Source organism: Actinosynnema sp. NPDC059335 (genome assembly GCF_042752395.1).
Taxonomy (GTDB): Bacteria; Actinomycetota; Actinomycetes; order Mycobacteriales; family Pseudonocardiaceae; genus Actinosynnema.
In genome coordinates this window covers 14,407-36,829 of record NZ_JBHYXZ010000013.1, presented here as the reverse complement: position 1 = coordinate 36,829, position 22,423 = coordinate 14,407, and the positions used below count along the sequence as shown (strand labels likewise).

Genomic DNA, 22,423 nt, shown 5'->3' with positions numbered 1-22,423 from the left:
GCATGACGAGCGATCCGTTCGACTTCACGGCCGCGGACCTGGACGCGCTCGCCCTGGTGCCCGACGAGGAGCAGCGGTCGATCCTGGGCCGCGAGCTGCTCGCCGAACGCGGCCTGCCGGCGCCCGACGACCTGTCCGTCGCGGAGAACGTGCTGGTCTACCCGGAGCTGCGCGACGTCGTGTTCGGCCGGCTGCCGGTGCTGCCCGAGCAGGGCATCCGGTACGTCACCGCGTACGGCACGCCGGAGCTGCGGGGGCTGGCGGCGGAACGGCTCGGCCGCAGCCTCGGGGCCGAGATCTCCCCCGAGCACGTCTTCGGCGCGGCCGGGGTGTCGGGTGCGCTGACGTGCGTCGCGCTGGGGCTGCAACAGGAGGGCGGGCCGGTGCCGCGGGGCAGCTCGGTGCTGTTGCCCGCGCCGTGCTGGCAGGGGTTCTACTGGTGCTTCGACCAGGAGGCGGGCCTGCACAGCCGTCCGGTGGCCCTGGCCGACGAGGAGACCTTCCGGCTCACCGTGGCGGACCTGGCCCGCGCCTACGACGAGGCCCCGGAGCCGAAGCCGAGGCTGCTGGTGCTGACCAACCCGCACAACCCGCTCGGCTACAACTACGAGCCGGCGCTGCTGGAGGACGTGTACCGGTGGGCGTTGTCGAAGCCCGACCTGCACGTCATCTCCGACGAGATGTACTGCCACTCCCAGCTGGAGGCCACGTCGACGCCGTTCGTCAGCGCCCTGGCGCTGGAGGCGACGAGGTACGCGCCCGAACGCGTGCACGTGGTGTGGGGGTTCGCCAAGGACTTCGGCCTGTCCGGGTTCCGCGCCGCGTTCGTCGTGTCGCGGTCGAGGTGGGTGCGCGAGGTGATGCTGGGCGACAAGGCGAGGCGGCGGACCTCGCAGGCGTGGTTCAGCACGTACGACTCGCTCAAGCACTTCTTCACGCGGGACGTCTTCACCGCCGAGGGCGGCGCTTTCTGGGACCGGGCGATGCGGGCCTACCGGCGGCGGCTGACCGAGTCGTTCGAGGCGGTCGCCCGCGTGCTGGACGTGCACGACATCCGGTACGTGCGGCAGCCCTTCGCCAACTCCGCGCAGTTCTTCTGGCTGGACCTGCGGGAGTTCCTGGCCCTGGCCCCGCCCGCCGGGTCCGCCGCGGCCCTGTTCGGCGACGGGCGCGCCGAGGACCCCGAGACCGCGCTGTGGGGCGCGATCCGCGCCAACGCGGGGGTGACGCTGCTGACCGGGACCACGTTGAGCTGCCGGCGGCCGGGGTACTTCCGGCTCTGCTTCACCGCGCTCGACCGGGACCGGGTGGTCGCGGCGGTGGAGCGGATGTGCCGGTACCTCAGGAGCATCCGACCGGCCTGACGCGGGAAATCCGGTTCGTCCCGGGGACCGGCCGGCCTAATGTAACAGCACTGTTGTATCTCGTGAGGAGGTAGGCCGTGCTGTACCCGGAGATCGAGCCGTACGACCACGGGATGCTCGACGTCGGCGACGGGCACCGCGTGTACTGGGAGGTGTGCGGCAACCCGGACGGCAAACCGGCCGTGGTGCTGCACGGCGGGCCGGGTTCGGGGTGCACGCCCCGCGCCCGGCGCTACTTCGACCCCGACGCCTACCGGGTGGTGCTGTTCGACCAGCGCGGGTGCGGGCGCAGCACGCCGCACGCGGGCCTGCCCGTGGTGGACCTGTCCGCCAACACCACCGACCACCTGGTGGACGACCTGGAGCGGTTGCGCGGGTTCCTCGGCATCGACCGGTGGCTGGTGTTCGCCGCGTCCTGGGGTTCGGTGCTCGGGCTCGTGTACGCGGAGCGGTTCCCGCACCGGGTGTCGGAGATGGTGCACGCGGGCGTGGCCACGGGGCGGCGGGCGGAGACCGACCTGCTGACGACGGGGCTGGCCCCGATGTTCCCGGAGGCCCACGCCCGGTTCCGGGAGTTGGCGCCGATCGGCGACCCCGCGGCCGCGTACCTGGAGCTGCTGCTGTCGCCCGACCCGGCCGTGCACCGCCGGGCGGCGGCGGAGTGGTGCGCGTGGGAGGACGCGTTGCAGCCCCTCTCGCAGGGCGGGACGCGCTTCGACAACCCGGAGCACGGGCTCGCGTTCGCCCGGCTCGTCACGCACTACTGGGCGCACGGCTCGTGGTTGCCCGAGGGGGTCGTGCTGGAGGAGGCGTGGAAGCTCGCGGGCATCCCGGGCGTAATCGTTCAAGGAGTGCTCGACCTGGGAAATCTGATCGGGACTCCGTTCGACCTCGCGCACGCCTGGCCGGACGCGGAATTGATCCTCGTCCCGGAGACCGCGCACGGCGGCGGCGACGCGATGACCGAGGCCCGGCGGAGGGCTGCTGACAAATTCCGGTAACACCCGGAAACTCGGTGCGATGGAGTGATTACCGCACGAGGTCGAAGGGTCGACGTGGAACGGTTCACCGAGAGCGCGCGACGGGTCTCCGTGATCGCCTTGCGAGAGGCTCGGGGGTTCAACCACACCGCGATCGGCACCGAGCACCTGTTACTGGGGCTGGTCGGCGAGGGCGGCGCGGCGGCGTCGGTGCTGGCGTCGGCGGGGCTGTCGCCGACGGCGTGCCGGACGGGGGTGCTGGCGGTGGACGGGCGGGGCATCCTGCCGGTGCCCGGCCGGCTGCCGTTCACGCCGGGCGCGAAGCGGGCGCTGGCGTCGGCGGTGCGCGAGTCGCTGGCGCTGGGGCACCGGCACGTCGGCACCGAGCACCTGCTGCTCGGCGTGCTCGCGGAGGACGAGGGCGTGGCGCTGGACGTGCTGGCGCGCTGCGGGATCGACCCGGCCGACGTGCGCGACCGGGCGTTCGCCGCCCTGGTGGGGATCGACCTGTCGCCCCGGGCCGCGCGGCTGTTCCTCAGCTACCGGCACCCGCAGGACCTGCACCTGGCCGGGCGGATCGCGGACCGGCTGGACGACATCGGCCGGCCGGTGGTGCGCGACGTCGGCGAGTGCGACGTGCTGCTGGCCGTGGTCGGGCCCGACTGGGCGCCGACCGAGGTGATGCGGGCCGAGGTGGAGCGGGCGGCGGAGCGCTCGGTGCCGGTGGTGCCGGTGCTGGTCGACGGGGCGGTGCTGCCCGCCGACCAGCTGCCGGCGACCACCGACCACGTCACGCTCCGGCACGAGACGTTCCGGGCGGACGTGGCGCGGCTGGCCGACGTGGTGCGCTACGCCCAGCCGGGCATCGGGTAGCCCGCCATGAGGTCGGCGACCTCGGCGGCGATGCGGTCCAGCGCGTCCACGTCGTCGGCGGACCGGACGGCCCGGTCGATCCACTCGGCGATCCGCGGCATGTGCTCCCCGGTGAGGCCGCGGGTGGTGACGGCGGCCGTGCCCAGGCGGACGCCGGACGGGTCGAACGGCTTGCGCGGGTCGAACGGGACGGTGTTGTAGTTGGCCTCGATGCCGGCCCGGTCCAGGGCCCTGGCGGCGGGCTTGCCGCCGATGCCCTTGCCGGTGAGGTCCAGCAGCACCAGGTGGTTGTCGGTGCCGCCGGAGACGAGGTCGAAGCCGCGGTCGAGCAGCGCGGTGGCCAGGGCGCGGGCGTTCTGCACGACGGCGTGCGCGTAGAGGCCGAACGACGGCTCGGACGCCTCGCCCAGCGCGACCGCGATGGCGGCGGTGGTGTGGTTGTGCGGGCCGCCCTGCAGGCCGGGGAACACGGCCTTGTCGACGGCCCTGGCGTGCTCGGCGTCGGTGAGGATCATCGCGCCGCGCGGTCCGCGCAGGGTCTTGTGGGTGGTCGTGGTGATCACCTGGGCGTGCCCGACGGGTGACGGGTGCGCGCCGCCCGCGACGAGGCCCGCGATGTGCGCGATGTCGGCCACGAGCACCGCGCCCACCTCGGCCGCGATCGCGGCGAACGCGGGGAAGTCGATGGTGCGCGGGATGGCCGTGCCGCCGCAGAAGATCACCTTGGGGCGTTCGGCGAGGGCGAGGTCGCGGACCTGGTCGAGGTCGACCACGCCGGTCTCCTTGGCCACGCCGTACTGGACCCCGCGGAACCACTTGCCGGTGGCCGAGACGCCCCAGCCGTGCGTGAGGTGGCCGCCGGCGGGCAGCGCCATGCCCATGACCGCGTCGCCGGGGTCGAGGAACGCCAGGTAGACGGCGAGGTTGGCCGGGGAGCCGGAGTAGGGCTGGACGTTGGCGTGGTCGACGCCGAACAGGGCCTTCGCCCGGGCGACCGCCAGCTCCTCCACCGGGTCCACGAGCTGCTGGCCCTCGTAGTAGCGGCGGCCCGCGTAGCCCTCGGAGTACTTGTTGGTCAGCACCGTGCCGGTGGCCTCCAGCACGGCGGTGGAGACGTAGTTCTCCGAGGCGATCAGGCGGACCTTCTCGAACTGGCGGCGGGCCTCGGCCTGGACCAGGCGGGCGACCTCGGGGTCGGAGCCGGTCAACGACGGGAGTGCGGGTTCGTGCACGACGACCTCCACGCGCGCGGGGGCGCTGCCGGAGCACCCAGGCGCGCGGTGCGATTCGGCTCAACGCTCCCCGGTGGTCGATCCCACCCTCGGCACGCCAGTCGCGAACACCGGGAATCGTACACCGGCCCGCCGGCGGGGTTTTCGCGGTTTTTGGGCGGAACGGGCCATTGCCGGAAGGCGCGGCCACCCATACTTTGTGGGTTGGAAAAGTTCCAACCGGCCCTGTGCCACGTCAGCACTTCCCCCTGCCCCCGAAAGGACTGACGTGCTCGATCGGCGAACGTTCGTGCTGGGTGCGACCGCGACCGCGGCGCTCACCGGCGCACTACCGGCCCACCAGGCGGCCGCGGCCCCCGGACCGGGCGCCGCGGCGGACGACAACCCCCGCAAGGCCGCAGGCGTGCTCCTCGCGCCCGACGGCACCCCCTCCATGATGACCGAGCAGGACGGCCGGTGGGTGCTGGCCGACGAACGCGGTTCGGTCCGCATCACCGACGGCCTGGCCGGCGCGGAGCTGGTGGACGTCACCGGCTCCGGCGGCGCCTACCACGCCGTCGGCGCGGTGAGCGGCGACCCGACCGCCACGATCTGGGAGTCCGCCGACGGCGTGCGGTGGCGCGAGGCGCGCCGGCTGCACGGCGTGCGCTCGGCGTTCACCGCGGTCGGCGGCGGCCTGGCGTTCGGCTCCGTGCTCAAGCACGAGCGCGCGTCGGTGGTCCGCATCGCGGCCCGTCGCACCGCGTCGGGTTGGCACACCGTGCCCGTCCGCGGTCTGGAGTGGACCGACGGCCTGTCCGCGACCGCCGTCACCGCGACCGCCGACGGGTGGGTCGTGGCGGCCGTCGACCTCGCCGGCACCGTCCTGCACACCTCGCGCGACGGCGTCACGTGGACCGCGCTGCCCCGCCTGGACGGCGTCGCCGTGCGCGGCCTGGCCTCGGTGGGCGGCCGCGTGCACTGGGTCGGCAACGAGGTGGTCGACGCCACCCCGCTGACCGGGGTGCTGGACGCCGACCGGACCAGCCCCGCCGTGCCCCGGGACGCGAAGGCGCTGGGTGTCGCGGGCTCCCGGACCGGCTGGCTCGCCGGCGGCCGGCTCGTCACCGCGGAGGTGGCCCGATGATCACGTTCCAGCGCATCGACGGCACGCCCGTCTACTACTGGCGGTCGGGTCGCGGCAACACGACGCTGCGGAACTGGCAGGCCACGCAGGCGTTCTACGACTCCCTGGTGCTGTGGATCCGGGACCTGCGGTCGTTGTCGTCGGCGTACGGCAGCATCCAGTACCTGGTGTCGGCGGGCTTCTACGTGAACAAGCCGGGCGAGCACGGCTCGGGCACGGCGATGGACCTCGACCACGTCCGGTGGAGCGGCGGGCAGGTGTCGTCGCCGCTGGACCGCGACCACGCGTCCGGCACGCTCGCCGTGCGCCGCCGCTACCTCGCGGTGGACGCGGTGTGCCGGCGGCGGTTCCGGTTCGCGCTGGACGGCTGGTACAACGCCGACCACGCCGACCACATCCACAGCGACTTCGGCGGCCTGCCGGTGCGCTGCGTGACCGGGTCGGAGAGCGACACGAAGTTCGTGCAGGCGCTGTGCAACAACTTCATGAGCTCGGGCCTCGCGGTGGACGGCATCTGGGGTCCGCTGACCACCAGCGCGTTCACCACCGCGAAGTCCCGGCTGGGCATCACCGGCGACCCGCACACCAGCAGCGCGGCGTGGCAGTCGTTCCTGTCCGCGGCGGCCCGGAAGGGCTTCGCGAACCAGGCGTTCTGACCGCGCCAGGTGTTCGCGCACCAGCGGCTCCGACCGCGCCGAGGGCTTCGCGCACCGGGAGTTCCGACGGTGCCGAGGGCTTCGCGAACCCCGGGTGTTCGACGGCGCGGCGGGTGGTCGTGACGGTGCCGGAGACCAGGCCGAGGAGGCTGCGCCGGTCGCCGCGCGAGCGCGCCGCCAGGCCGAGCACGACCGCCACGACGAGCACCACGCCGGAGTGGCCGGACGAGATCAGCAGCAGCACCGGCAGCCACCACAGGGCGAACCGCAGCAGCACCGCGCGGGCCGGCGCGACCCCGCCCGTGCGCGCGTCGGCCAGGGCCAGGTTGAACGTGATCTGGCCCGGCGTCGCCCGGTCCCGGCGCAGCAGCGGCACCACGACCGCGGCCACCACCGGCACCAGCACGCCCAGCGCGGCGCCGAACCAGTCCGAGGTCGCCAGGTCCGTGAGCCGGGGCGTCCCAGTGCCCTCGCCGACCAGCACGAGCACCGCCCGGCAGGCGAACTGGGCCAGGGCCAGGGTGAGCAGGTCGCCCGCGAACGCCAGGCCGCGGCGGACCAGGCCCGGCGGCCCGGTGTCGGCCACCGGCTCCGGCACCGCCGCGGGCAGCCGCCGCCCGACCGACCACGCGAGCAGCCACCCGACGACCGCGCCCGCCGTGTTGGTGATCAGGTCGTCCACGTCCGCGATCCGGTACGGGCAGGGGTACAGGCCGAACACCGCCGTGCCCTGGGTGACCTCCACCGCGAGCGACACGAGCAGCCCGAGCGCGGTCGAGGCCGGCAGGCCGCGCCGGAACCGGTAGCGGAGCAGGAATCCGAGCGGCACGAACAGCACCACGTTGAGCGCCACCTGGAGGAACGCGGGGCTGGTCAACGAGTGCCCGGCGGCGGCGATGTCGTCCAGCGAGGCGAACGGCCGCAGCTGCCAGTAGTGGCGCAGCGCGCGGCCCGTGCAGAACCCGCCCGTCACGTCCGGCAGCGGGAACAGGGTGAACGCGACCAGGCCGCACGCGTACAGCGCGCCGCCCGCCGCCACGACCGCGGACCAGCCGCGCAGTTGGCCGTAGCGGCGGTACTGCCGGTGCACCCACGGCAGCACCGCCACCGGCACCAGCAGCGCGAACAGCACCAACGTGATGATCGACTCGCTCAGCCGCACCGACACGGCGGCCACGCTAGGCCGCGCGCCCGGCCTCCGCCCGCCGGTCACCTGTTCGGGTGGCACCCCGCGCCGCTCCGCCGCCGATCACGCCGGGGGCCGCCCCGGGCCGGGCGACCGTCCCCTGTGGACGGACCCGGGCGTCAGGCGGCGGTCGTGCGGCGTTCGAGCAGGACGGTGTCGCGCCACACGCCGTGGTGCCGGGCGATGCGCTCGCGGACGCCGACCGTGCGGTAGCCCGCCGAGTGGTGCAGGGCGATGCTCGCCCGGTTCTCCGGGAAGATCGCCGTCTGCAACGTCCACAGCCCGCCCGCGTCGGCCGCGGTGACCTGCCGGTGCAGCAACGCCTTGCCCACGCCCCGTCCCCGGAACCCCTCCCCCACGTAGACGGAGGTCTCCGCGACGCCGGAGTAGCACTCGCGGGTGGAGACCGGCGTGGCGGCGGTCCACCCGGCGACGCGGCCGTCGACCTCGGCGACCCAGCGGTGGTCGGGCAGCCACTTGGCCTCCAGCGTGCGCCGGGAGGGCGGCTCGGTCTCGAAGGTGGCGTTGCCGGTGGCGATGCCCTCGGCGTAGACGCGCCGCACGTCGGTCCAGTCGGCGTCGGTCATGGCGCGCACGGCGACGTCCGCGGGCAGGTCGACCGGGCAGCACGGGCGGGTGACGATCGTGCCCATGACGGCGTCGGCGGCGTGCGGCAGTCCGGTGCAGCAGGCGGGGTTGACCGAGACGAGCGTCGCGGTGCCCTCCTTGCGCAGCCGGACGAAGCCGACGTCGGCGAGCTTGCGCAGGTGGTGGGAGCAGGTGGACTGGCTGATGCCGACGGCCTCGGTGAGCGCGCCCACGGTGATCTCGCCGGCGTGGGTCGCCACGGTGTGCAGGAGGCGCACGCGGGTGGGGTCGGCCAGGCAGGCGAACCACTCGGCGTAGGTGGTGGCGTCCTCGGCGGCCAGGCCCACGGCGGGCAGCGTCGTCGTCATGACCCCAGTCTATCGACCGACACCGATGGTTGCTTTCATCTACGCCCTTCGATAAATTGCGCTTCGTTCAATCGAGAAACACCGATGAAAGAGGGATCGTGGTGGACGAGTTCCCGGTGGTCGTGGTGGGCGCGGGTCCGGTCGGCTTGGCCGCGGCGGCACACCTGCTGGAACGCGGCCTGCGGCCGTTGGTGCTGGAAGCCGGCGCGCGGGCGGGCGCGGCCGTGGCGCAGTGGCGGCACGTGCGCCTGTTCTCGCCGTGGTCCGAGCTGGTGGACCCCGCCGCGCGGCGGCTGCTGGAGCCGACCGGCTGGCGCGCGCCCGACGGCTACCCGACCGGCGAGGAGTGGGCGTCGGCGTACCTGGGGCCGCTGGCCGACGCGGTGGGCGACCACGTCCGGCTGAACGCCCGCGTGGTCGGGGTGGCCCGCCGGGGCCGTGACCGGGTCGTGGACGAGGGGCGGGACCGCGAACCGCTGACCGTGCACGTCGAGGGCGGCGGGCGGATCACCGCGCGGGCCGTGGTGGACGCGTCCGGCACCTGGGGCGGACCGAACCCGCTGGGCGGCGACGGGCTGCCGGCCGTCGGCGAGCGGGAGGCGGCGGACCGGATCGGCTACCGCGTGCCGGACGTCGTCGGCGAACGGGACCGGTACGCGGGCCGGCGCGTCGCCGTGGCGGGCAGCGGGCACTCCGCGCTGACCGCCCTCGTGGCGCTCGCCGACCTGGCCGACCGGCGCCCCGGCACGCACGTGACCTGGCTGCTGCGCCGCGGCGCGGTCGGCAACGCCTTCGGCGGCGGCGACGCCGACCAGCTGCCCGCCCGCGGCGCGTTGGGGGCGAGGGCGAGGGCCGCGGTCGCGGCGGGGCACGTCGAGGTCGTCACCGGGTTCCGCACCGCGGCCGTCGAGCGCGCCGGGGACCGCCTGGTCCTGGTGTCCGGGCACGGGCGGCGCCTCGACCCGGTGGACGAGGTGGTGGCGCTGACCGGGTTCCGCCCGGACCACTCGTGGCTGTCCGAGGTGCGGCTCGACCTGGACCCGGTGCTCCAGGCCCCGACGGCGCTGGCGCCGCTGATCGACCCGAACGCGCACTCGTGCGGCACGGTCCGCCCGCACGGCGCGCGCGAGCTGCGCCAGCCCGAGCCCGGCGTGTACCTGGTCGGCATGAAGAGCTACGGCCGCGCGCCCACCTTCCTCGCCCTGACCGGGTACGAACAGGTCCGCAGCGTCGTCGCGGAGATCGCCGGCGACCACGACGCCGCGGCGCGCCCGGAACTCACGCTGCCCGAGACCGGGGTCTGCGGCGGCTCCGGAGTCTTCGACGGCGGGCCCGAGGCGTCCCCGGGCGGCTGCTGCGGCGTGCCGCGCGTCGCGGATCTGACGCTCACCGCGCCGGAGGCCCGGCGTCGAACCCGCGCGGTGTGACCCTCGGCGGCACGGTGTTCCCTCGGGGTTCCCTCGGGTCCGTGCCGCCGAGGGGTGAGAACTAGACTGTGCGGCCGAGACTTCTGTGGGGGCCGCGGTGGCAGTGAGCAGTGAGCAGTTCATGCGGATCGTGAACGGGCTCGTCGACGTCGAGCGTTCCGAGGGCGAGCGGCACAGCTCGTTCGGCGTGCGGGGCAGGAAGTTCGGCTACTACTGGCCGCGCACGCAGACGGTGGGGTTGAAGCAGCTGCTGTCGGAGCAGCAGGCGTTGGTGGCCGAACGGCCGGACGTCTTCGAGGAGCAGTTCACCTCCGGCGGGTTCGGGTGGGTCGTCGTGCGGCTGGCGGGCATCGAGGCCGACGAGCTGGCCGAGCTGGTCTTCGAGGCGTGGCGGCTCACCGCGCCGGAGGAACTGGTCGCCCGGGTGCCCGACCCGGCGCGCGGCTGACGGCCGCCGGGCGGGCAAGGCGTCGGCGGTGGACGCGGGGCACCTGGTGGCCGGTCGGTACCGGCTGCGCGCACGGGTCGGGGCCGGCGCCATGGGCGTGGTGTGGCAGGCGTGGGACGAGCGGCTCGACCGCGTGGTGGCGCTCAAGCAGCTCGTGGTGCCCGACGGCGTGGACCCGGTCGAGGCGATCGGCCGGGCGGCGCGGGAAGCGCGCATCGCGGCCCGGTTGCAGCACCCGAACGCGGTGACCGTGCACGACGTCGTGGAGGAGGACGGCCGGCCGGTGCTCGTCATGGAGTACCTGCCCGCCCGGACCCTGGCCGACCGGATCGCGCGCGGCCCGGTGCCGGCGGCGGAGGCGGTGGCCGTCGGGGCGCAGGTGGCCGGCGCGCTGGCGGCGGCGCACGCGGCGGGGATCGTGCACCGGGACGTCAAGCCGGGCAACGTGCTGCTGACCGACGACGGCACCGCGAAGATCACCGACTTCGGCATCGCCCGCGCCGTCGGCGACGTCACGGTCACCCGCACCGGACTGCTGGCCGGGACGCCCGCGTTCCTCTCGCCGGAGGTGGCGCGCGGCGGTGAGCCGGGGCCCGCGTCGGACGTGTTCGCGCTCGGGGCCACGCTGTACGCGGCGGTGGAGGGGCGGCCGCCGTTCGGGGACGGGGACAACGCGATCGCGCTGCTGCACGCCGTCGCCGCGGGCCGCTTCGCGCCGCCGGCGCAGGCGGGACCGTTGACCGGCGTGCTGCTGGAGCTGCTGCGCACGGACCCGACGAGCCGGCCGACCATGGCGGTGGTCGCCGACCGCCTCCGCGCCCTCGCCACGACCGGGCCCGCCGCCGCGGCACCCTCCAGGCCCACCGCGACGAGGCTCGACCTGCACCCGGCCGACACCCCGCCACCGCCCGCGCCGCACGGCACCGGACCGCACCGGGACTTCCCGGCAGGGCACCACGCCGGCCCGCACGACACCGCCTCCGCCCCGCACCACACCGGCCCGCCTGCCGCCGCCCCCGTCCCGCACCACACCGGCCCCCACGGCACCGCCCTGGCCCCGCACCCGGCGGACGCGTACCCCGCGCCACCGCCGACAGCGCCGCCCCGCACCGCGCTCGCACACCCGGCCGCCCTCACTCCCCCGCCGTCGAAGCGCGGACGGGTGGGGGTGATCGCGGTCGCGGCGGCGGCGGTCGTCGGGCTGGTGCTCGCGGCGATCGCGCTCACGGCCGACGACCGGTCACCCGACGCCACGACCGGCTCGGCGACCCCGCCGCCGAGCAGCGCGCCGCCGACCCCCTCCCCCGCCCGGCTGGAACAGGCGGTGGCCGAGTACTACGCCCTGCTGCCCAGGAACACCGCACAGGCGTGGGAACGGCTGGGCCCCGGCCTCCGCGCGCAGGACCGCCGCCAGTACGACAAGTCCTGGCGGGACGTCAAGGACCTCACCGTCAGCTCCCCGCCCACCGCGTCCGGCGACGGCACCGTCACCGTCGGCCTCGACTACACCGGGCGGGAGGGCCGGGTCCGCGAGTCACGCCGGCTGCGGCTGGTCGTGCAGGACGGCACCCCGCTGATCGACTCCGAGGAAGTCGTGTCCTCCCAACGCATCGACGAGGACGACGACGACAAGGGCAAGGGCCACGGCGACAAGAAGGGCGACCCCAAACGCGGAGGCGGCCGGGACGGCGAAGGCTGACCGGCCGCGGTCAGGCGACGACCTCGCCCCACACGGACTTGTACTCCGGCCGGGGATCCACGCCCCAGCGCGACGCCAACCGGTTGACCAGCCGCAAACCCCGGTGCCGCAGGCTGCCCGGCCTGCCGAGCACGGGCAGCAGCTCCGGGCTGGCGTCGAGCACCTCCACCCGCACCACCCGCAGGTCGCCGCGGCGGCTCAGCCGCAACCGGCGCGGCGAGCCGGCGTGCTCGAAGGCGTTGGTCACCAGCGCGTCGGCGATCAGCAGCAGGTCGAGCCGCTTGGCCTGGTCCAGGTCCAGGACGTTCCCGGTGATCCACCTCCGCGCGCGGCGCACCGACGTGGCCCCGCACTCCAGGTCGAAGTCGACGGGGTCAACGGGTGGTCGGACGACATCCAAAACGCGAGCCTTCCAGCACTAGGCAATCCCCTCCGCCGCAGGGCACGGGTTCCCCTCCCGGGCGCCGGCCAACCGTGACCGCCGCCTCACCGGGGGTCCGCCCGGATCACGTGGTCGACCAGCCCGGCCGGCGCGTCCACCAGGCCGACCACCCGCTCGACCGCGGGCGAGGCCACCAGGGTGAGGTCCATGCCCTGGTCGCGGCACAGGTCGGCGGCGTGCAGCAGCACCGCGAGCCCGGCCACCCCCATGAACGTCACACCGCCCAGGTCGAGCCGGACCCGCTCCGGTCCCAGCCCGCCGCCGACCAGGCAGTCCTGCACGTGGTCGGCCGCCCGGACGCCGATCTCGCCGGCCAGCGTGATCACCGTGGTGCCCTCGGCGGTCCGGCACTCGCAGGTGAACCCGGCACGGGAACCGTGCTTCTCGTGGTCGGGCGTCACTCATCGCCTCCCCTCTCAGGTCGTCCGCGGACCCGCGTGGCGCGGGAACGGCTCGCGACGAGCCGGGGCCGGCAGGGCGCTCGGGTGTCCGCCACCCGCGCCCCGGTGGGCGTGGTCCACGATCCGGCGCGGGAACCGGGCGTCCGGGAGGGTCACGCCCGTTCCCACCAGGGCCCACCTCGGCCCGTTCTGCCGGGGGTACCCCTCGGGCGGTGGGGGAAACGGCCTACCTGGGCACGACCTCGACCGGCACGTGGACCGGCGCGGACCGGCCGGGGCCGGCGGTGACCGTGCCGCTGATCGCGCCGGCGACCGCCTTCGGGCCCGCCAGCAGCCGGAACACGAACGTCACCGAGCCGCCGGGGGGCAGCTCCGCCCCGGCCGTGCAGGTGATCGTGCCCTTGCCCGCCGGGCACCCCACCCTCGACTGCGCCGCGCCGTCCAACCGCAGCGCCGGCCCGGCCCGCAGGTTCTTCCCCGGCCCCACCACCTGCACGCCCTCGGGCAGGGTCACCACGAGGGTGGCGGGCGCGAGGGGCGTCGCCCCGGTGTTGCGGACGGTGATGGGCAGCTCGGTGGGCGGCCCGCCGGTGGACAGGGCGACCCCCTCGGGCACGACGGGTTCGAGCGGCTCGGCCACGGGCTGCGCGACCGCGTCCGTCGTGGTCGCCACGGGCGCGGCCGGAGCGGGCGGCTGCTCCACGGCCCGCGTCGTGGTCACCGACGACCCGCCGAAGTCGGGCACCGGGTCCGACGACGGTTCCGGGACCACCACCGGGGCCACCACCGACGTCCCCTCGACCGTCGCCTCCGGGGTCGGCACCGCGGTCGGCGGCGAGATCGCCTGCGGCGCGGTGTTCAGCCCTACCACCACCGCGGTGACCACCGCGGTGGTCGAGGCCGCCGCGCCCAGCCACTTCGCGGTCGTCGTGGCGAGGGAGTTGGCGACCACGCCCGCGACCGCCGTGCCCGCCTTCGCCGCGCCCGCCGTGGCGGCCAGGTAGCCGGCGACGCCCGCGCCGAGCACCAGCGGCGCGACGTAGGCGCGCAGCGTGGCGTTGACGTCGGCCAGCTCCGCGGCCATCGCGCGGCACGTCGCGCACTCGTCCAGGTGCGCCTCCACCTGGGCGGTCTCCCGCTTGGTGAGGCCGCCCCGGGTCCACGCGGCGAGCTTCAGGACGGTGGCGCGGCAGCGGTCGGTGGGGCTGTGCTCCAGGTGCGCCTGGAGGTAGGCCGTCTTGAGCCCTTCGCGCGCCCGGTAGGCCAGCGCCGACGCGCCGTTGGCGGTCAGGCCGAGCAGCTTCGCCAGCTCCGACGCCGACTGGCCCTCGATCTCGGTCTGCCACAGCACGGTCTGCCAGCGCTCGGGCAGGCTGGCGAACGCCCTGGTGGCCAGCGACCGCTCCAGCGTCGCCACGGCCGGGTCGTGGAACGGCACCGTGGTGACCTTCTCCACGCCGGAGACGGCCTCCACGTCGTCGGCCAGCTTGAGCCTGCGGTCCCGGCGGGACTTGTCGTAGGCGGTGTGCCGCACCGCGGTGAGCAGGTAGGCGCGGAACGCCGAGTCCGGGCCGCCGCCCGCGCGCAGCACGTCGAGCACCTTCGCGAACGCGTCGGACACCAGGTCCTCGGCCTCGGCGGTCGACCAGGACAGGTGCCGGGCCAGGTTGCGGGCCGCGCGCACGTGGCGTTCGAACAACTGCCCGTACGCCTGGATCTCCCCGCCGCGCACGGCCTCGATCAGCTCGGCGTCCGACTGCGACCGGGACGGCGCGGAGGAACTGCGCGACGGCCCGGACGGGGCGTCCTGGTTGAGCGCCTGGTCGAGGTCGTCGCGCAGCGCCGCCATGTCCGCGGTCGCCCACCGCTCCAGATCGTGCTCGTCGGGATGCCCGATCACCGGACGTTTACCTCCCAGCACGGTAGGTGAGCGATTTCGGTGCGGACGATATAGAACGGCCGAACCGGAGCACACACCGATGCACTCTATGGCGCAGCGGGAAGACCTCAACGTTCCCGCGTTCCGCCGATCCGGTCGATCCGTTCCGCCGACCACGGGACTTCGGCACCCCGAACCGGCGACCGCGGGCCGCGGCGCGCGAGCAGGACCGGGCCGGGGTCGCCGTTTCCGTACACTGCGGCCGTGGCGGGGAGCATCGCGGACGGCCAACGACGGGGCCGGCGACGGGGCGAGCTGACGGTCGCGACGATCGCCCGACTCGCCGGGGTGTCCAAGCCGACCGTCTCCAAGGTGCTCAACGGCCGGGCGGGCGTCGCCTCGGAGACGCGGCAGCGGGTCGAGGCCCTACTGCGGGAGCACGGCTACCGGCGGCCGGACGCCATCGCGCCCGCCGCCCTGCTCGAAGTCGTGTTCTACGGCCTGGAACGGCACATGGCGATCGAGATCCTGCGCGGCGTCGAGCCGGTGGCGCGCGAGCACGAGCTGGCGGTCGCGTTCACCGAGGTGGTCGAGCCGACCGCGCCGGGCCGGTCCTGGGCCGAGCAGCTGCTGGCCCGGCACCCGCTCGGCGTGCTCGCGGTGTACTCGGCGTTCACGCCGGAGCAGCACGCGCTGCTGGAGGCCAGCGCGATCCCGCTGGTGGCGCTGGACCCGTCCGGGGAGCCCCTGCACCCCGTCCCGTCGGTGGGCGCGACGAACTGGACCGGCGGCATCACCGCCGCCCGGCACCTGCTCGACCTGGGCCACCGGCGCATCGCCGTGATCAGCGGCCCGTCCCGGTCGCTGGGCGCCCGCGCCCGGCTGGAGGGTTGCCGGGCCGCGCTGGACGCCGCTGGACGAGCGCCTGGTGCGCGCCGGCCGGTTCACCTTCGAGCACGGCCTGGAGCTGGGCCGCGAGCTGCTGGGCGGGGCGGACCGGCCGACCGCCGTGCTGTGCGGCAACGACCTCCAGGCGCTCGGCGTCTACGCCGCGGCGTGGGGCCTGGGGCTGCGCATCCCCGACGACCTCAGCGTGGTCGGGTTCGACGACATCGAGAACACCCGCTGGTGCACGCCGCCGATGACCACGGTGCGGCAGCCGCTGACCGAGATGGGCGCGACGGCCGCCCGGATGCTGCTCACCCTCGCCGGCGGCGGCACGCCGGCCCAGACCCGCGTGGAGCTGGCCACCACGCTCGTCGTGCGCGAGAGCACCGCTCCGCCCGCCTGACGCCCGCGCCCGAACTGTTCCGCCCGATGATCCCGGCTGTTCCAACGCGGCCGTGGAACACGCCCGGCCACTTCTACGCGAAAGGGACTTCGCGGATCATCCGGGACAAATTCGATCCGGTTACCCGGTCGACTTCCGGCCACCGCGACAACGCGAGTCCTGTTCCCCTCCGGGACAACGACCACCGCTACCCCACCGTCGTGCCCTCCCCACCGCGTGACCACGCGTTCCGGCGGGCGTGGCACCGACCCTCACCGGGTGCGCGAATGGCGCTATAAAGGAGAACAGATGACCACGACGTTATGGCCGGATTCTTTTCGCCGATTTCCCTCTGGCAACGGTCAAAGCTCGATCGGGGCTCGGTCGGGGCGCTAGACAGGAGTTGTCCATCGAGGCCGCCACTCGGGATTTCCCTGCATTGCCTGAGGAGCTGGCGTGAAACGCAGAATCGGCATTCACCTCGTCGCGTTCCTGGCGGCGCTGCCCGTCGGGCCGGTGGTGGCCCAGGCGGCGCCCGCGCCGCCCGCGAGCCCCGTCGCGCTCGCCGTCGACGCGGCCGACCGGGCCGCCGCGTCCGGGCTGGACGCCCTGGCCAAGGGCCCGCACGAGGTGTTCCGGCGCAGAGCGGTCTACCAGGGCGGCGTCCCGGGGCGGAAAGACCTGTTCTACGTCTCCTACGACCGCACGTACCGGGGGTTGCCGGTCATCGGCGGTGACGCCGTGGTCGCCACGGACGCGGCCGGCACGGTGCTGGACACGGTGGCCGCGCCGGTGGACGACCTGTCGGTCGACCCGACCGCGACGATCACGCCCGCCCGCGCCGCCGCCGTCGCCCGCTCCCAACTGTCCGTTGTGGACCGCGTGGAGGGCTCCACGCTGTCCGTGCTGGCGGGCGGGCGCGGCACCCTGGTCTACGAGACCGTCGTGTCCGGGCGCGTGGACGGCGCGCCGAGCCGCCTGCACGTGTACGTCAACGCCCGCACCGGGGCCGTCGAGGGCAGCCTGGACGACGCGCGGGCGGGCACCGGCACCAGCCAGTGGAACGGCCCCAACCCGCTGTCCCTCGACACCAGCAACAACAGCACGGTCGACGACACGCGGCCCGGCCTGCGCTGCGTGGACTACGCGACGAACCAGCCGTTCACCAAGTCGACCAACGCCTTCGGCAACGGCAACGCCACCAGCAAGGAGACCGGGTGCGCCGACGTGCTCTGGTCCACCCAGAAGCAGTGGGACATGATGCGGTCCTGGTTGGGCCGCGACGGGATCGACGGCAACGGCCGCGGCGTCACGGTCAAGGTGGGCCTCAACGCGGTCAACGCCTACTGGACCGGCCGGCACATCGAGATCGGCCGCAACAACGCCAACCAGTGGATCGCGTCGATGGACGTGGTCGCGCACGAGCACGGCCACGCCGTCGACCAGTACACGCCCGGCGGCGCGGCCCGCGAGGCCGGGCTCGGCGAGGCCACCGGCGACATCTTCGGCGCGTTGACCGAGGCGTACGCCAACGAGCCCGCGCCGTTCGACACGCCGGACTACCTGGTCGGCGAGTCGGTCAACCTCTTCGGCCGCGGCCCGATCCGCAACATGGCGAACCCGTCGGCCGTCGGCGGCCACCCGAACTGCTGGTCCAGCGCCATCCCCGGCACCGAGGTGCACGCCGCCGCCGGTCCGCTCAACCACTGGTTCCACCTGCTGGCCGAGGGTTCGGCGGCGAGCCCGACGTGCGACGGCTCCACCGTGACCGGCATCGGCATCCAGGCGGCGGGCCGGGTGTTCTACAACGCCATGCTGCTCAAGACCTCGGGCATGACGCACTTCCGGTACCGCGTCGCGACCCTCACCGCGGCGAAGAACCTCGACCCGACGTGCCGGCAGTTCGCCGCGGTCAAGGCCGCGTGGAACGCGATCAGCCTGCCCGCCCAGCTCGGCGAGCCGACCTGCGTCGCCGCGCCGGTGGACGACTTCACCCTCGCGCTCGACCCCGCGTCGGGCGCGGTGGAGCCGGGCGGGACGGCCCAGGCGACGGTCCGCACGACCACCACGTCCGGCGACCCGCAGACCGTGGCGCTCGGCGCGACGGGTCAGCCGGCCGGCGTGACGGTGCGGTTCAGCCCGTCGTCGGTGACCTCCGGCGGGTCCTCGACCATGACCGTGGCCACGACGTCCGCCGTCGCGCCCGGCACGTACCCGATCACCGTGCGGGGCGAGGGGTCCACCGCCCACACGGTGACCTACCTCCTCACGGTCGGCGGCCAACCGCCGGCGGACGACTTCGCGGTCGGGCTCGACCCGACCGCGGGCGCCACCCGGCCGGGCGGCGCGGTGACGGCCGCGGTGACCACCACGACCACGTCCGGCGACGGGCAGAAGGTCGTGCTGTCCGCCTCCGACCTGCCCGCCGGCGCGACGGCGACCTTCGAGCCGGCCACGGTGACGTCGGGCGAGTCGTCCCGGCTGACGATCACGACGGCCGCCGGCACGCCGGCGGGGACGTACCGGGTCACGGTCACCGGGGCGGGTCCGGCGGTGTCGCACTCGGTCACGTACGCGCTGACCGTCGAGGAAGGCACGCCGGGCGGCTGCGCCGGGCTGCCCGCGTGGAGCGCGAGCCGGGCCTACGTGCCGGACGACGTGGTCTCGCACAACGCGCACCGGTGGACCTCGACCTGGTACTCGACCGGCGCGGAACCCGGCGCGCCCGGCTCGTGGGCCGTGTGGCGCGACGGGGGCGCCTGCTGATCGGCCGCCGCCGACCCGGTCGCGGGGCCGGGTCAGCGGTCCAGGGCCCGGGACACGTCGTGCCACAGGTCGTCGGCGTCCTCGATGCCCACCGACAGCCGGATCGTGCCGCCGGTGATGCCGCCGGCGGCCAGCTGCCCGTCGTCCAACTGGCGGTGCGAGGTGCTGGCGGGGTGCAGCACCAGCGTCTCCGGGCCGCCCAGCGACGGCGCGAGCCGGACCAGTTCGAGCGCGGTGACGAACCGGCGGCCCGCCTCGGCGTCGGCCAGGTCGAAGGAGAACGTGCTGCCGTAGCCGTCCAGGAGCCGCTTGGCGACGGTGTGGCTCGGGTGGGTGTCGAGGCCCGGCCAGTGCACCGCGCGCACCGCCGGGTGCCCGGCCAGCCGCCGGGCGAGGACTTCGGCGTTGCGCTCGTGCGCGCGGACCCGCAACGCCAGCGTGCGCAGGCCGCGGAGGGTGAGCCAGGCCGCGAACGGGTCGGGGGTGACGCCGAGTTCGACCGAGTGGCGCCAGGTCTCGCGGTACCGGTCGTCGTCGGCGAAGACCGCCACGCCGCCGGTCACGTCGCTGTGCCCGCCGAGGTACTTGGTGGCCGAGTGCACGACGACGTCCGCGCCGTGCTCGATCGGGCGGCACAGCAGGGGTGACGCGAACGTGTTGTCCACGACCGTGAGGACGTCGTCGCCCGCGGCTTCCGCGAGCGCGGGCAGGTCGCTGACGTGCCCGGTGGGGTTCGCGATGGTCTCCAGGTAGAGCACCCTGGTCTCCGGTCGCCGGGCGGCGCGGACCTCCTCCGGGTCGTGGCCGCCGACGTAGGTCACCGTGACGCCCCAGCGCCGTTCGAGGTCGCCCAGCAGGGCGAGGGTGCCGCCGTAGAGCGCGCGTTGGGCGATCACGTGGTCGCCCGCCGCGAGGTGGGCCAGCAGGACCGCGTTGATCGCGCCCATGCCGGACGCGGTGGCCAGCGCGGCCGTGCCGCCTTCGAGGCCGGCCACGGCGTCCTCCAGCGCCCGGACCGTCGGGTTGCCGAACCGGGTGTAGACGAACGCGCCGTCCGGCCTGGTCATCCCGTCGGCGAAGGCGTCGAGGTCGGTGAACGAGAAGCCGGAGGTCTGGTAGAGCGGCACGGACAGGGGCGTGCTGGTCAGCGCGGGGACCTCGGTGTGCACGACGCGGGTGTCGGGTTGCATGGACCGAGCATGCGTCGACAAGCGGTGTGGCTGTAGGTCCAATCCCGCTAGATTGGTCTTCTCATGAAGCCAATCTCCGTGGACGACCTGGCGGGACGGCTCGGCCGCTGGTCGGCCGGCCGGGGCTCGCTGTACCTGCTGCTCGCCGCGCGCCTGCGCGAGCTGATCGACGAGGGGCTGCTGCCCTCGGGCACCGTGCTGCCGCCGGACCGGGCGCTGGCCGCGGGACTCGCGGTCGGGCGGACGACCGTGATCGCGGCCTACGACCTGCTCCGCCAGGAGGGGCGGCTGACCCGGCGGCGCGGCAGCGGCACGTGGGTGTCACCCGGTGGTGGCGCGGCGGCGGCCCGCGAGGAGACCGCCAACCCGATGTTCGTGAACCTGCTGGAACCGCCGGACGGGGTGCTCCAGTTCGCCTGCGCCGGACCGCTGGAGGCGCCCCGGAGGCTGGTCGAGGCGCACCGCCGGGCGCTCGACCTGGTGGGCGGCGCGGATCTCGGGTACCACCCGTCCGGGCACCCGGCGTTGCGGGCGGCGCTCGCCGCGCGCTACCGGGAGCTGGGCGTGCCCACCACCGCGGGCGAGATCCTGGTGACGACGGGCGCGCAGCAGGCGTTGGCGCTGCTCACGCGCGCGCTCGTGCGGCCGGGCGACGAGGTGCTGGTGGAAGCGCCGACGTACCCGGGCGCGCTGGACCTGTTCCGGGAGGTCGGCGCGGTGGTGCGGGCGGACGACGACCTGGCGGGCGCGTTGGCGCGGCGCCGGCCCGCGCTGGTGTACGCGATGCCCGCGTTCCGCAACCCCACCGGCACGTCCCTGAGCCCGTTGGCGCGGGCGCGGCTGGCGCGGTCGGCCGGCGACGTGCCGCTGGTGTTCGACGAGGCGCTGGCCGAGCTGGACCTCACCGGCGCCCCGGCCGCGCCGCCCACCCCCGGCGCGATCACCGTGGGCTCGCTGAGCAAGGTGGTGTGGGGCGGCCTGCGGGTCGGCTGGGTGCGGGCCGACGCGGCGCTCGTGGCCCGGCTGGCCCGGTTCAAGGCGGTGCACGACCTGGGCAGCGCCGTGCTGGACCAGGTGGCGGCGGTCGAGCTGCTGGCCGACTTCGCGGCCGTGCGGGCCGAGCGCGTGGAGGCGTTGCGGCGGCAGCACGACCACCTGTGCGCGCGGCTGCGCGCGGAGCTGCCGGAGTGGGAGTTCACGCCCGCCGAGGGCGGTCAGACGCTGTGGGTGCGGCTGCCCGGCGCGGACGCGGCCTCGTACGCCCAGGTGGCGCTGCGGCACGGGGTGGCCGTGCTGCCGGGCGGCTCGCTCGACCCGACCGGCCGCAGCGCCGACCGGCTGCGGTTGCCGTTCACCGCCGAACCGCCGGTGATCGGCGCCGCCGTCGCGGCGCTCGCGACGGCGTGGCGGGTGTTCGCCGCGGAGTCCACCCGCCGTCCGCTCGTGCCGTCGCTGTCGGTCTAGCGGGCGCGTCACACGCGTTCGAGCGTGTACCCCGCGTCCCCGACCGCCGCCTTGACCGCGGTCTCGTCGGTCGTGCCCAGCACGCGCAGCGTGGCGGCGTCCGGGTCGAGCCTGACCTCGGTGACGCCGCGCACCCGCCGGGCCGCGTTCGCCACGGTGGCCGCGCAGCCCTCGCAGCTCATGCCGCGGACCACGAACTCCAGCTCCGCCCGGGCGGCGGCGGGCGTCTCCTGCTTCTCGGACATGCGACTCGGCTCCTCCGGTTCCATACCCTACGGGGGTATGAGGCCGAGCCTAGCGGGGCCGACGTCCGCGGCGCCTCTCGCAGATTGCCCGTTCCCTGGACCACCGGCGTCGCGCGAAGGGAAGGCGACCTGCGCGGGTCGTCGCCACCGCCGGGGACATGAACGGTCCCCCAACGGGTACTCCCGGCAGATGTTGATGCGCTCGCTACGCCAGGGTCTGGTCGCCGGGACGGTCGGGGCGGTGGTGATGACGATCGGGGAGAAGGTCGAGCAACGGCTGACCGGCCGACCCGACTCGCACGTGCCGGGCCGGGTGCTGGCCCGCCTGACGGGCGCGGCGGAGGGCAGGTCGCGCGCCCTGAACCTCCCGATGCACGTCGGGCAGGCCGCGATGCTCGGCGTCGTGCGCTCGCTGATGGCCAACGCGGGCGTGCGCGGCCCGGTCGCGTCGGCGATGTTCGCGGTGGTGCGGTTGAGCAACGACCAGGTCCTGGAGAACGCCACGGGCGTCGGCGCGCCGCCGCAGACCTGGCCCCGCTCGGAACTGGTGGTCGACGTGCTGCACAAGACCGTGTACGCGTTCGCCACCGGCCTGGTCGCCGACGCGCTGGCCGCGCGCACCGGGCCGGGACCGGGTCAGCGGCACGCCGCGCTGCGCCCGGGCAGGCACTCCGACATCGGCCCGCTCCCCCGCACCGCGGCCGCCGGCCGGTGACGCCGCCACGCGGGCGGCTCCCGGGCGCGGGGGGGGGGGCGGCGGCGGGTGTGGCGGGGGGCCCCCCCCCCCCCCCACGTGAAACAGAGACGGCCGCCCGCGGC

At 75.0% G+C, this 22,423-nt stretch carries 19 protein-coding genes, 1 pseudogene and 1 riboswitch; of the genes and pseudogenes, 12 read left to right on the top strand and 8 right to left on the bottom strand.

From position 1 onward, the window contains the following. The first annotated feature begins 2 nt into the window (after positions 1-2). The 3 genes from ACFXGA_RS06525 (at position 3) to ACFXGA_RS06515 (ending at position 3,217) form a co-directional block, all read left to right on the top strand. Positions 3-1,364 (top strand): pyridoxal phosphate-dependent aminotransferase, encoded by a 1,362-nt coding sequence (locus ACFXGA_RS06525; protein ID WP_378084855.1) that lies wholly within the window; start codon positions 3-5, stop codon positions 1,362-1,364. A gap of 77 nt (positions 1,365-1,441) precedes the next feature. Continuing rightward, positions 1,442-2,365: a prolyl aminopeptidase gene (pip, locus tag ACFXGA_RS06520; RefSeq protein WP_378084854.1), complete on the top strand. Its 924-nt coding sequence runs from the start codon at positions 1,442-1,444 to the stop codon at positions 2,363-2,365. 90 nt (positions 2,366-2,455) lie between these two features. Beyond that, positions 2,456-3,217 (top strand): Clp protease N-terminal domain-containing protein, encoded by a 762-nt coding sequence (locus tag ACFXGA_RS06515; RefSeq protein WP_378084853.1) that lies wholly within the window; start codon positions 2,456-2,458, stop codon positions 3,215-3,217. Here ACFXGA_RS06515 and glyA read toward each other — a convergent pair. Next, positions 3,193-4,449: a serine hydroxymethyltransferase gene (gene glyA / locus ACFXGA_RS06510; RefSeq protein WP_378084852.1), complete on the bottom strand. Its 1,257-nt coding sequence runs from the start codon at positions 4,447-4,449 to the stop codon at positions 3,193-3,195. The genes ACFXGA_RS06515 and glyA overlap by 25 nt on opposite strands. Before the next feature lie 28 nt (positions 4,450-4,477). Further along, positions 4,478-4,564, bottom strand: a riboswitch (ZMP/ZTP riboswitch). Between the two features lie 153 nt (positions 4,565-4,717). On the opposite strand from glyA, the gene ACFXGA_RS06505 reads away from it, so the two are divergent. After that, on the top strand, positions 4,718-5,575 hold the full coding sequence (locus tag ACFXGA_RS06505; protein WP_378084851.1) for a hypothetical protein: 858 nt from the start codon (positions 4,718-4,720) through the stop codon (positions 5,573-5,575). After that, the gene (locus ACFXGA_RS06500; RefSeq protein ID WP_378084850.1) at positions 5,572-6,231 is read left to right on the top strand and encodes a hypothetical protein; all 660 of its coding nucleotides are present in this window, start codon (positions 5,572-5,574) and stop codon (positions 6,229-6,231) included. Before ACFXGA_RS06505 ends, ACFXGA_RS06500 begins: the two co-directional genes overlap by 4 nt. Here ACFXGA_RS06500 and ACFXGA_RS06495 read toward each other — a convergent pair. Next, entirely contained in the window at positions 6,143-7,399 is a 1,257-nt protein-coding gene (locus ACFXGA_RS06495; RefSeq protein WP_378084849.1) for a VanZ family protein, read from the bottom strand. The genes ACFXGA_RS06500 and ACFXGA_RS06495 overlap by 89 nt on opposite strands. A gap of 137 nt (positions 7,400-7,536) precedes the next feature. Beyond that, the gene (locus ACFXGA_RS06490; RefSeq protein WP_378084848.1) at positions 7,537-8,373 is read right to left on the bottom strand and encodes a helix-turn-helix domain-containing GNAT family N-acetyltransferase; all 837 of its coding nucleotides are present in this window, start codon (positions 8,371-8,373) and stop codon (positions 7,537-7,539) included. A gap of 101 nt (positions 8,374-8,474) precedes the next feature. Here ACFXGA_RS06490 and ACFXGA_RS06485 point away from each other — a divergent pair, with 101 nt between their 5' ends. The 3 genes from ACFXGA_RS06485 (at position 8,475) to ACFXGA_RS06475 (ending at position 11,947) form a co-directional block, all read left to right on the top strand. Next, positions 8,475-9,800, top strand: coding sequence for an FAD-dependent oxidoreductase (locus tag ACFXGA_RS06485; RefSeq protein ID WP_378084902.1), 1,326 nt, complete (start codon positions 8,475-8,477; stop codon positions 9,798-9,800). Between the two features lie 121 nt (positions 9,801-9,921). Beyond that, on the top strand, positions 9,922-10,248 hold the full coding sequence (locus tag ACFXGA_RS06480; RefSeq protein ID WP_378084901.1) for an MmcQ/YjbR family DNA-binding protein: 327 nt from the start codon (positions 9,922-9,924) through the stop codon (positions 10,246-10,248). 28 nt (positions 10,249-10,276) lie between these two features. After that, positions 10,277-11,947 carry a serine/threonine-protein kinase gene (locus ACFXGA_RS06475; RefSeq protein WP_378084847.1) on the top strand — a complete coding sequence of 557 codons (1,671 nt, stop codon included), beginning with the start codon at positions 10,277-10,279 and terminating at the stop codon, positions 11,945-11,947. 10 nt (positions 11,948-11,957) lie between these two features. On the opposite strand, the gene ACFXGA_RS06470 is transcribed toward ACFXGA_RS06475, so the two are convergent. From ACFXGA_RS06470 to ACFXGA_RS06460, 3 genes are all read right to left on the bottom strand, one after another. Next, entirely contained in the window at positions 11,958-12,347 is a 390-nt protein-coding gene (locus ACFXGA_RS06470; protein ID WP_378084846.1) for an ATP-binding protein, read from the bottom strand. Between the two features lie 86 nt (positions 12,348-12,433). Further along, positions 12,434-12,790, bottom strand: a complete 357-nt coding sequence (locus ACFXGA_RS06465) for an STAS domain-containing protein (protein ID WP_378084845.1) — start codon at positions 12,788-12,790, stop codon at positions 12,434-12,436. Positions 12,791-13,016: 226 nt separating this feature from the next. Then, a complete protein-coding gene (locus tag ACFXGA_RS06460) occupies positions 13,017-14,690 on the bottom strand; it encodes a sigma-70 family RNA polymerase sigma factor (protein WP_378084844.1) in 1,674 nt (557 codons plus the stop codon). A gap of 243 nt (positions 14,691-14,933) precedes the next feature. Between ACFXGA_RS06460 and ACFXGA_RS06455 the strand changes: the two are divergent. After that, positions 14,934-15,960, top strand: a pseudogene (locus ACFXGA_RS06455) (LacI family DNA-binding transcriptional regulator). A 435-nt stretch (positions 15,961-16,395) separates the two neighbouring features. Further along, on the top strand, positions 16,396-18,705 hold the full coding sequence (locus tag ACFXGA_RS06450; RefSeq protein WP_378084843.1) for a M4 family metallopeptidase: 2,310 nt from the start codon (positions 16,396-16,398) through the stop codon (positions 18,703-18,705). Between the two features lie 32 nt (positions 18,706-18,737). Here the strand turns inward: ACFXGA_RS06450 and ACFXGA_RS06445 are convergent, their stop codons facing one another. After that, positions 18,738-19,895: a trans-sulfuration enzyme family protein gene (locus ACFXGA_RS06445; RefSeq protein ID WP_378084842.1), complete on the bottom strand. Its 1,158-nt coding sequence runs from the start codon at positions 19,893-19,895 to the stop codon at positions 18,738-18,740. A gap of 63 nt (positions 19,896-19,958) precedes the next feature. Between ACFXGA_RS06445 and ACFXGA_RS06440 the strand changes: the two genes are divergently transcribed. Next, a complete protein-coding gene (locus ACFXGA_RS06440; RefSeq protein WP_378084841.1) occupies positions 19,959-21,359 on the top strand; it encodes a PLP-dependent aminotransferase family protein in 1,401 nt (466 codons plus the stop codon). 8 nt (positions 21,360-21,367) lie between these two features. Here ACFXGA_RS06440 and ACFXGA_RS06435 read toward each other — a convergent pair whose 3' ends face one another. Beyond that, the gene (locus tag ACFXGA_RS06435; protein ID WP_378084840.1) at positions 21,368-21,604 is read right to left on the bottom strand and encodes a heavy-metal-associated domain-containing protein; all 237 of its coding nucleotides are present in this window, start codon (positions 21,602-21,604) and stop codon (positions 21,368-21,370) included. Positions 21,605-21,794: 190 nt separating this feature from the next. On the opposite strand from ACFXGA_RS06435, the gene ACFXGA_RS06430 reads away from it, so the two are divergent. Then, complete coding sequence (locus ACFXGA_RS06430) at positions 21,795-22,319, top strand: hypothetical protein (protein WP_378084839.1); 525 nt, start codon at positions 21,795-21,797, stop codon at positions 22,317-22,319. Positions 22,320-22,423: the final 104 nt, after the last annotated feature.

Bases quoted from the DNA above. Each gene is read 5' to 3' on its own strand.
- ACFXGA_RS06525 (WP_378084855.1), top strand. From the start codon at position 3: ATGACGAGCGATCCGTTCGACTTCACGGCCGCGGACCTGGACGCGCTC.
- ACFXGA_RS06500 (WP_378084850.1), top strand. From the start codon at position 5,572: ATGATCACGTTCCAGCGCATCGACGGCACGCCCGTCTACTACTGGCGG.
- ACFXGA_RS06490 (WP_378084848.1), bottom strand. From the start codon at position 8,373: ATGACGACGACGCTGCCCGCCGTGGGCCTGGCCGCCGAGGACGCCACC.
- ACFXGA_RS06480 (WP_378084901.1), top strand. From the start codon at position 9,922: ATGCGGATCGTGAACGGGCTCGTCGACGTCGAGCGTTCCGAGGGCGAG.
- ACFXGA_RS06445 (WP_378084842.1), bottom strand. From the start codon at position 19,895: ATGCAACCCGACACCCGCGTCGTGCACACCGAGGTCCCCGCGCTGACC.
- ACFXGA_RS06440 (WP_378084841.1), top strand. From the start codon at position 19,959: ATGAAGCCAATCTCCGTGGACGACCTGGCGGGACGGCTCGGCCGCTGG.
- ACFXGA_RS06435 (WP_378084840.1), bottom strand. From the start codon at position 21,604: ATGTCCGAGAAGCAGGAGACGCCCGCCGCCGCCCGGGCGGAGCTGGAG.
- ACFXGA_RS06430 (WP_378084839.1), top strand. From the start codon at position 21,795: ATGTTGATGCGCTCGCTACGCCAGGGTCTGGTCGCCGGGACGGTCGGG.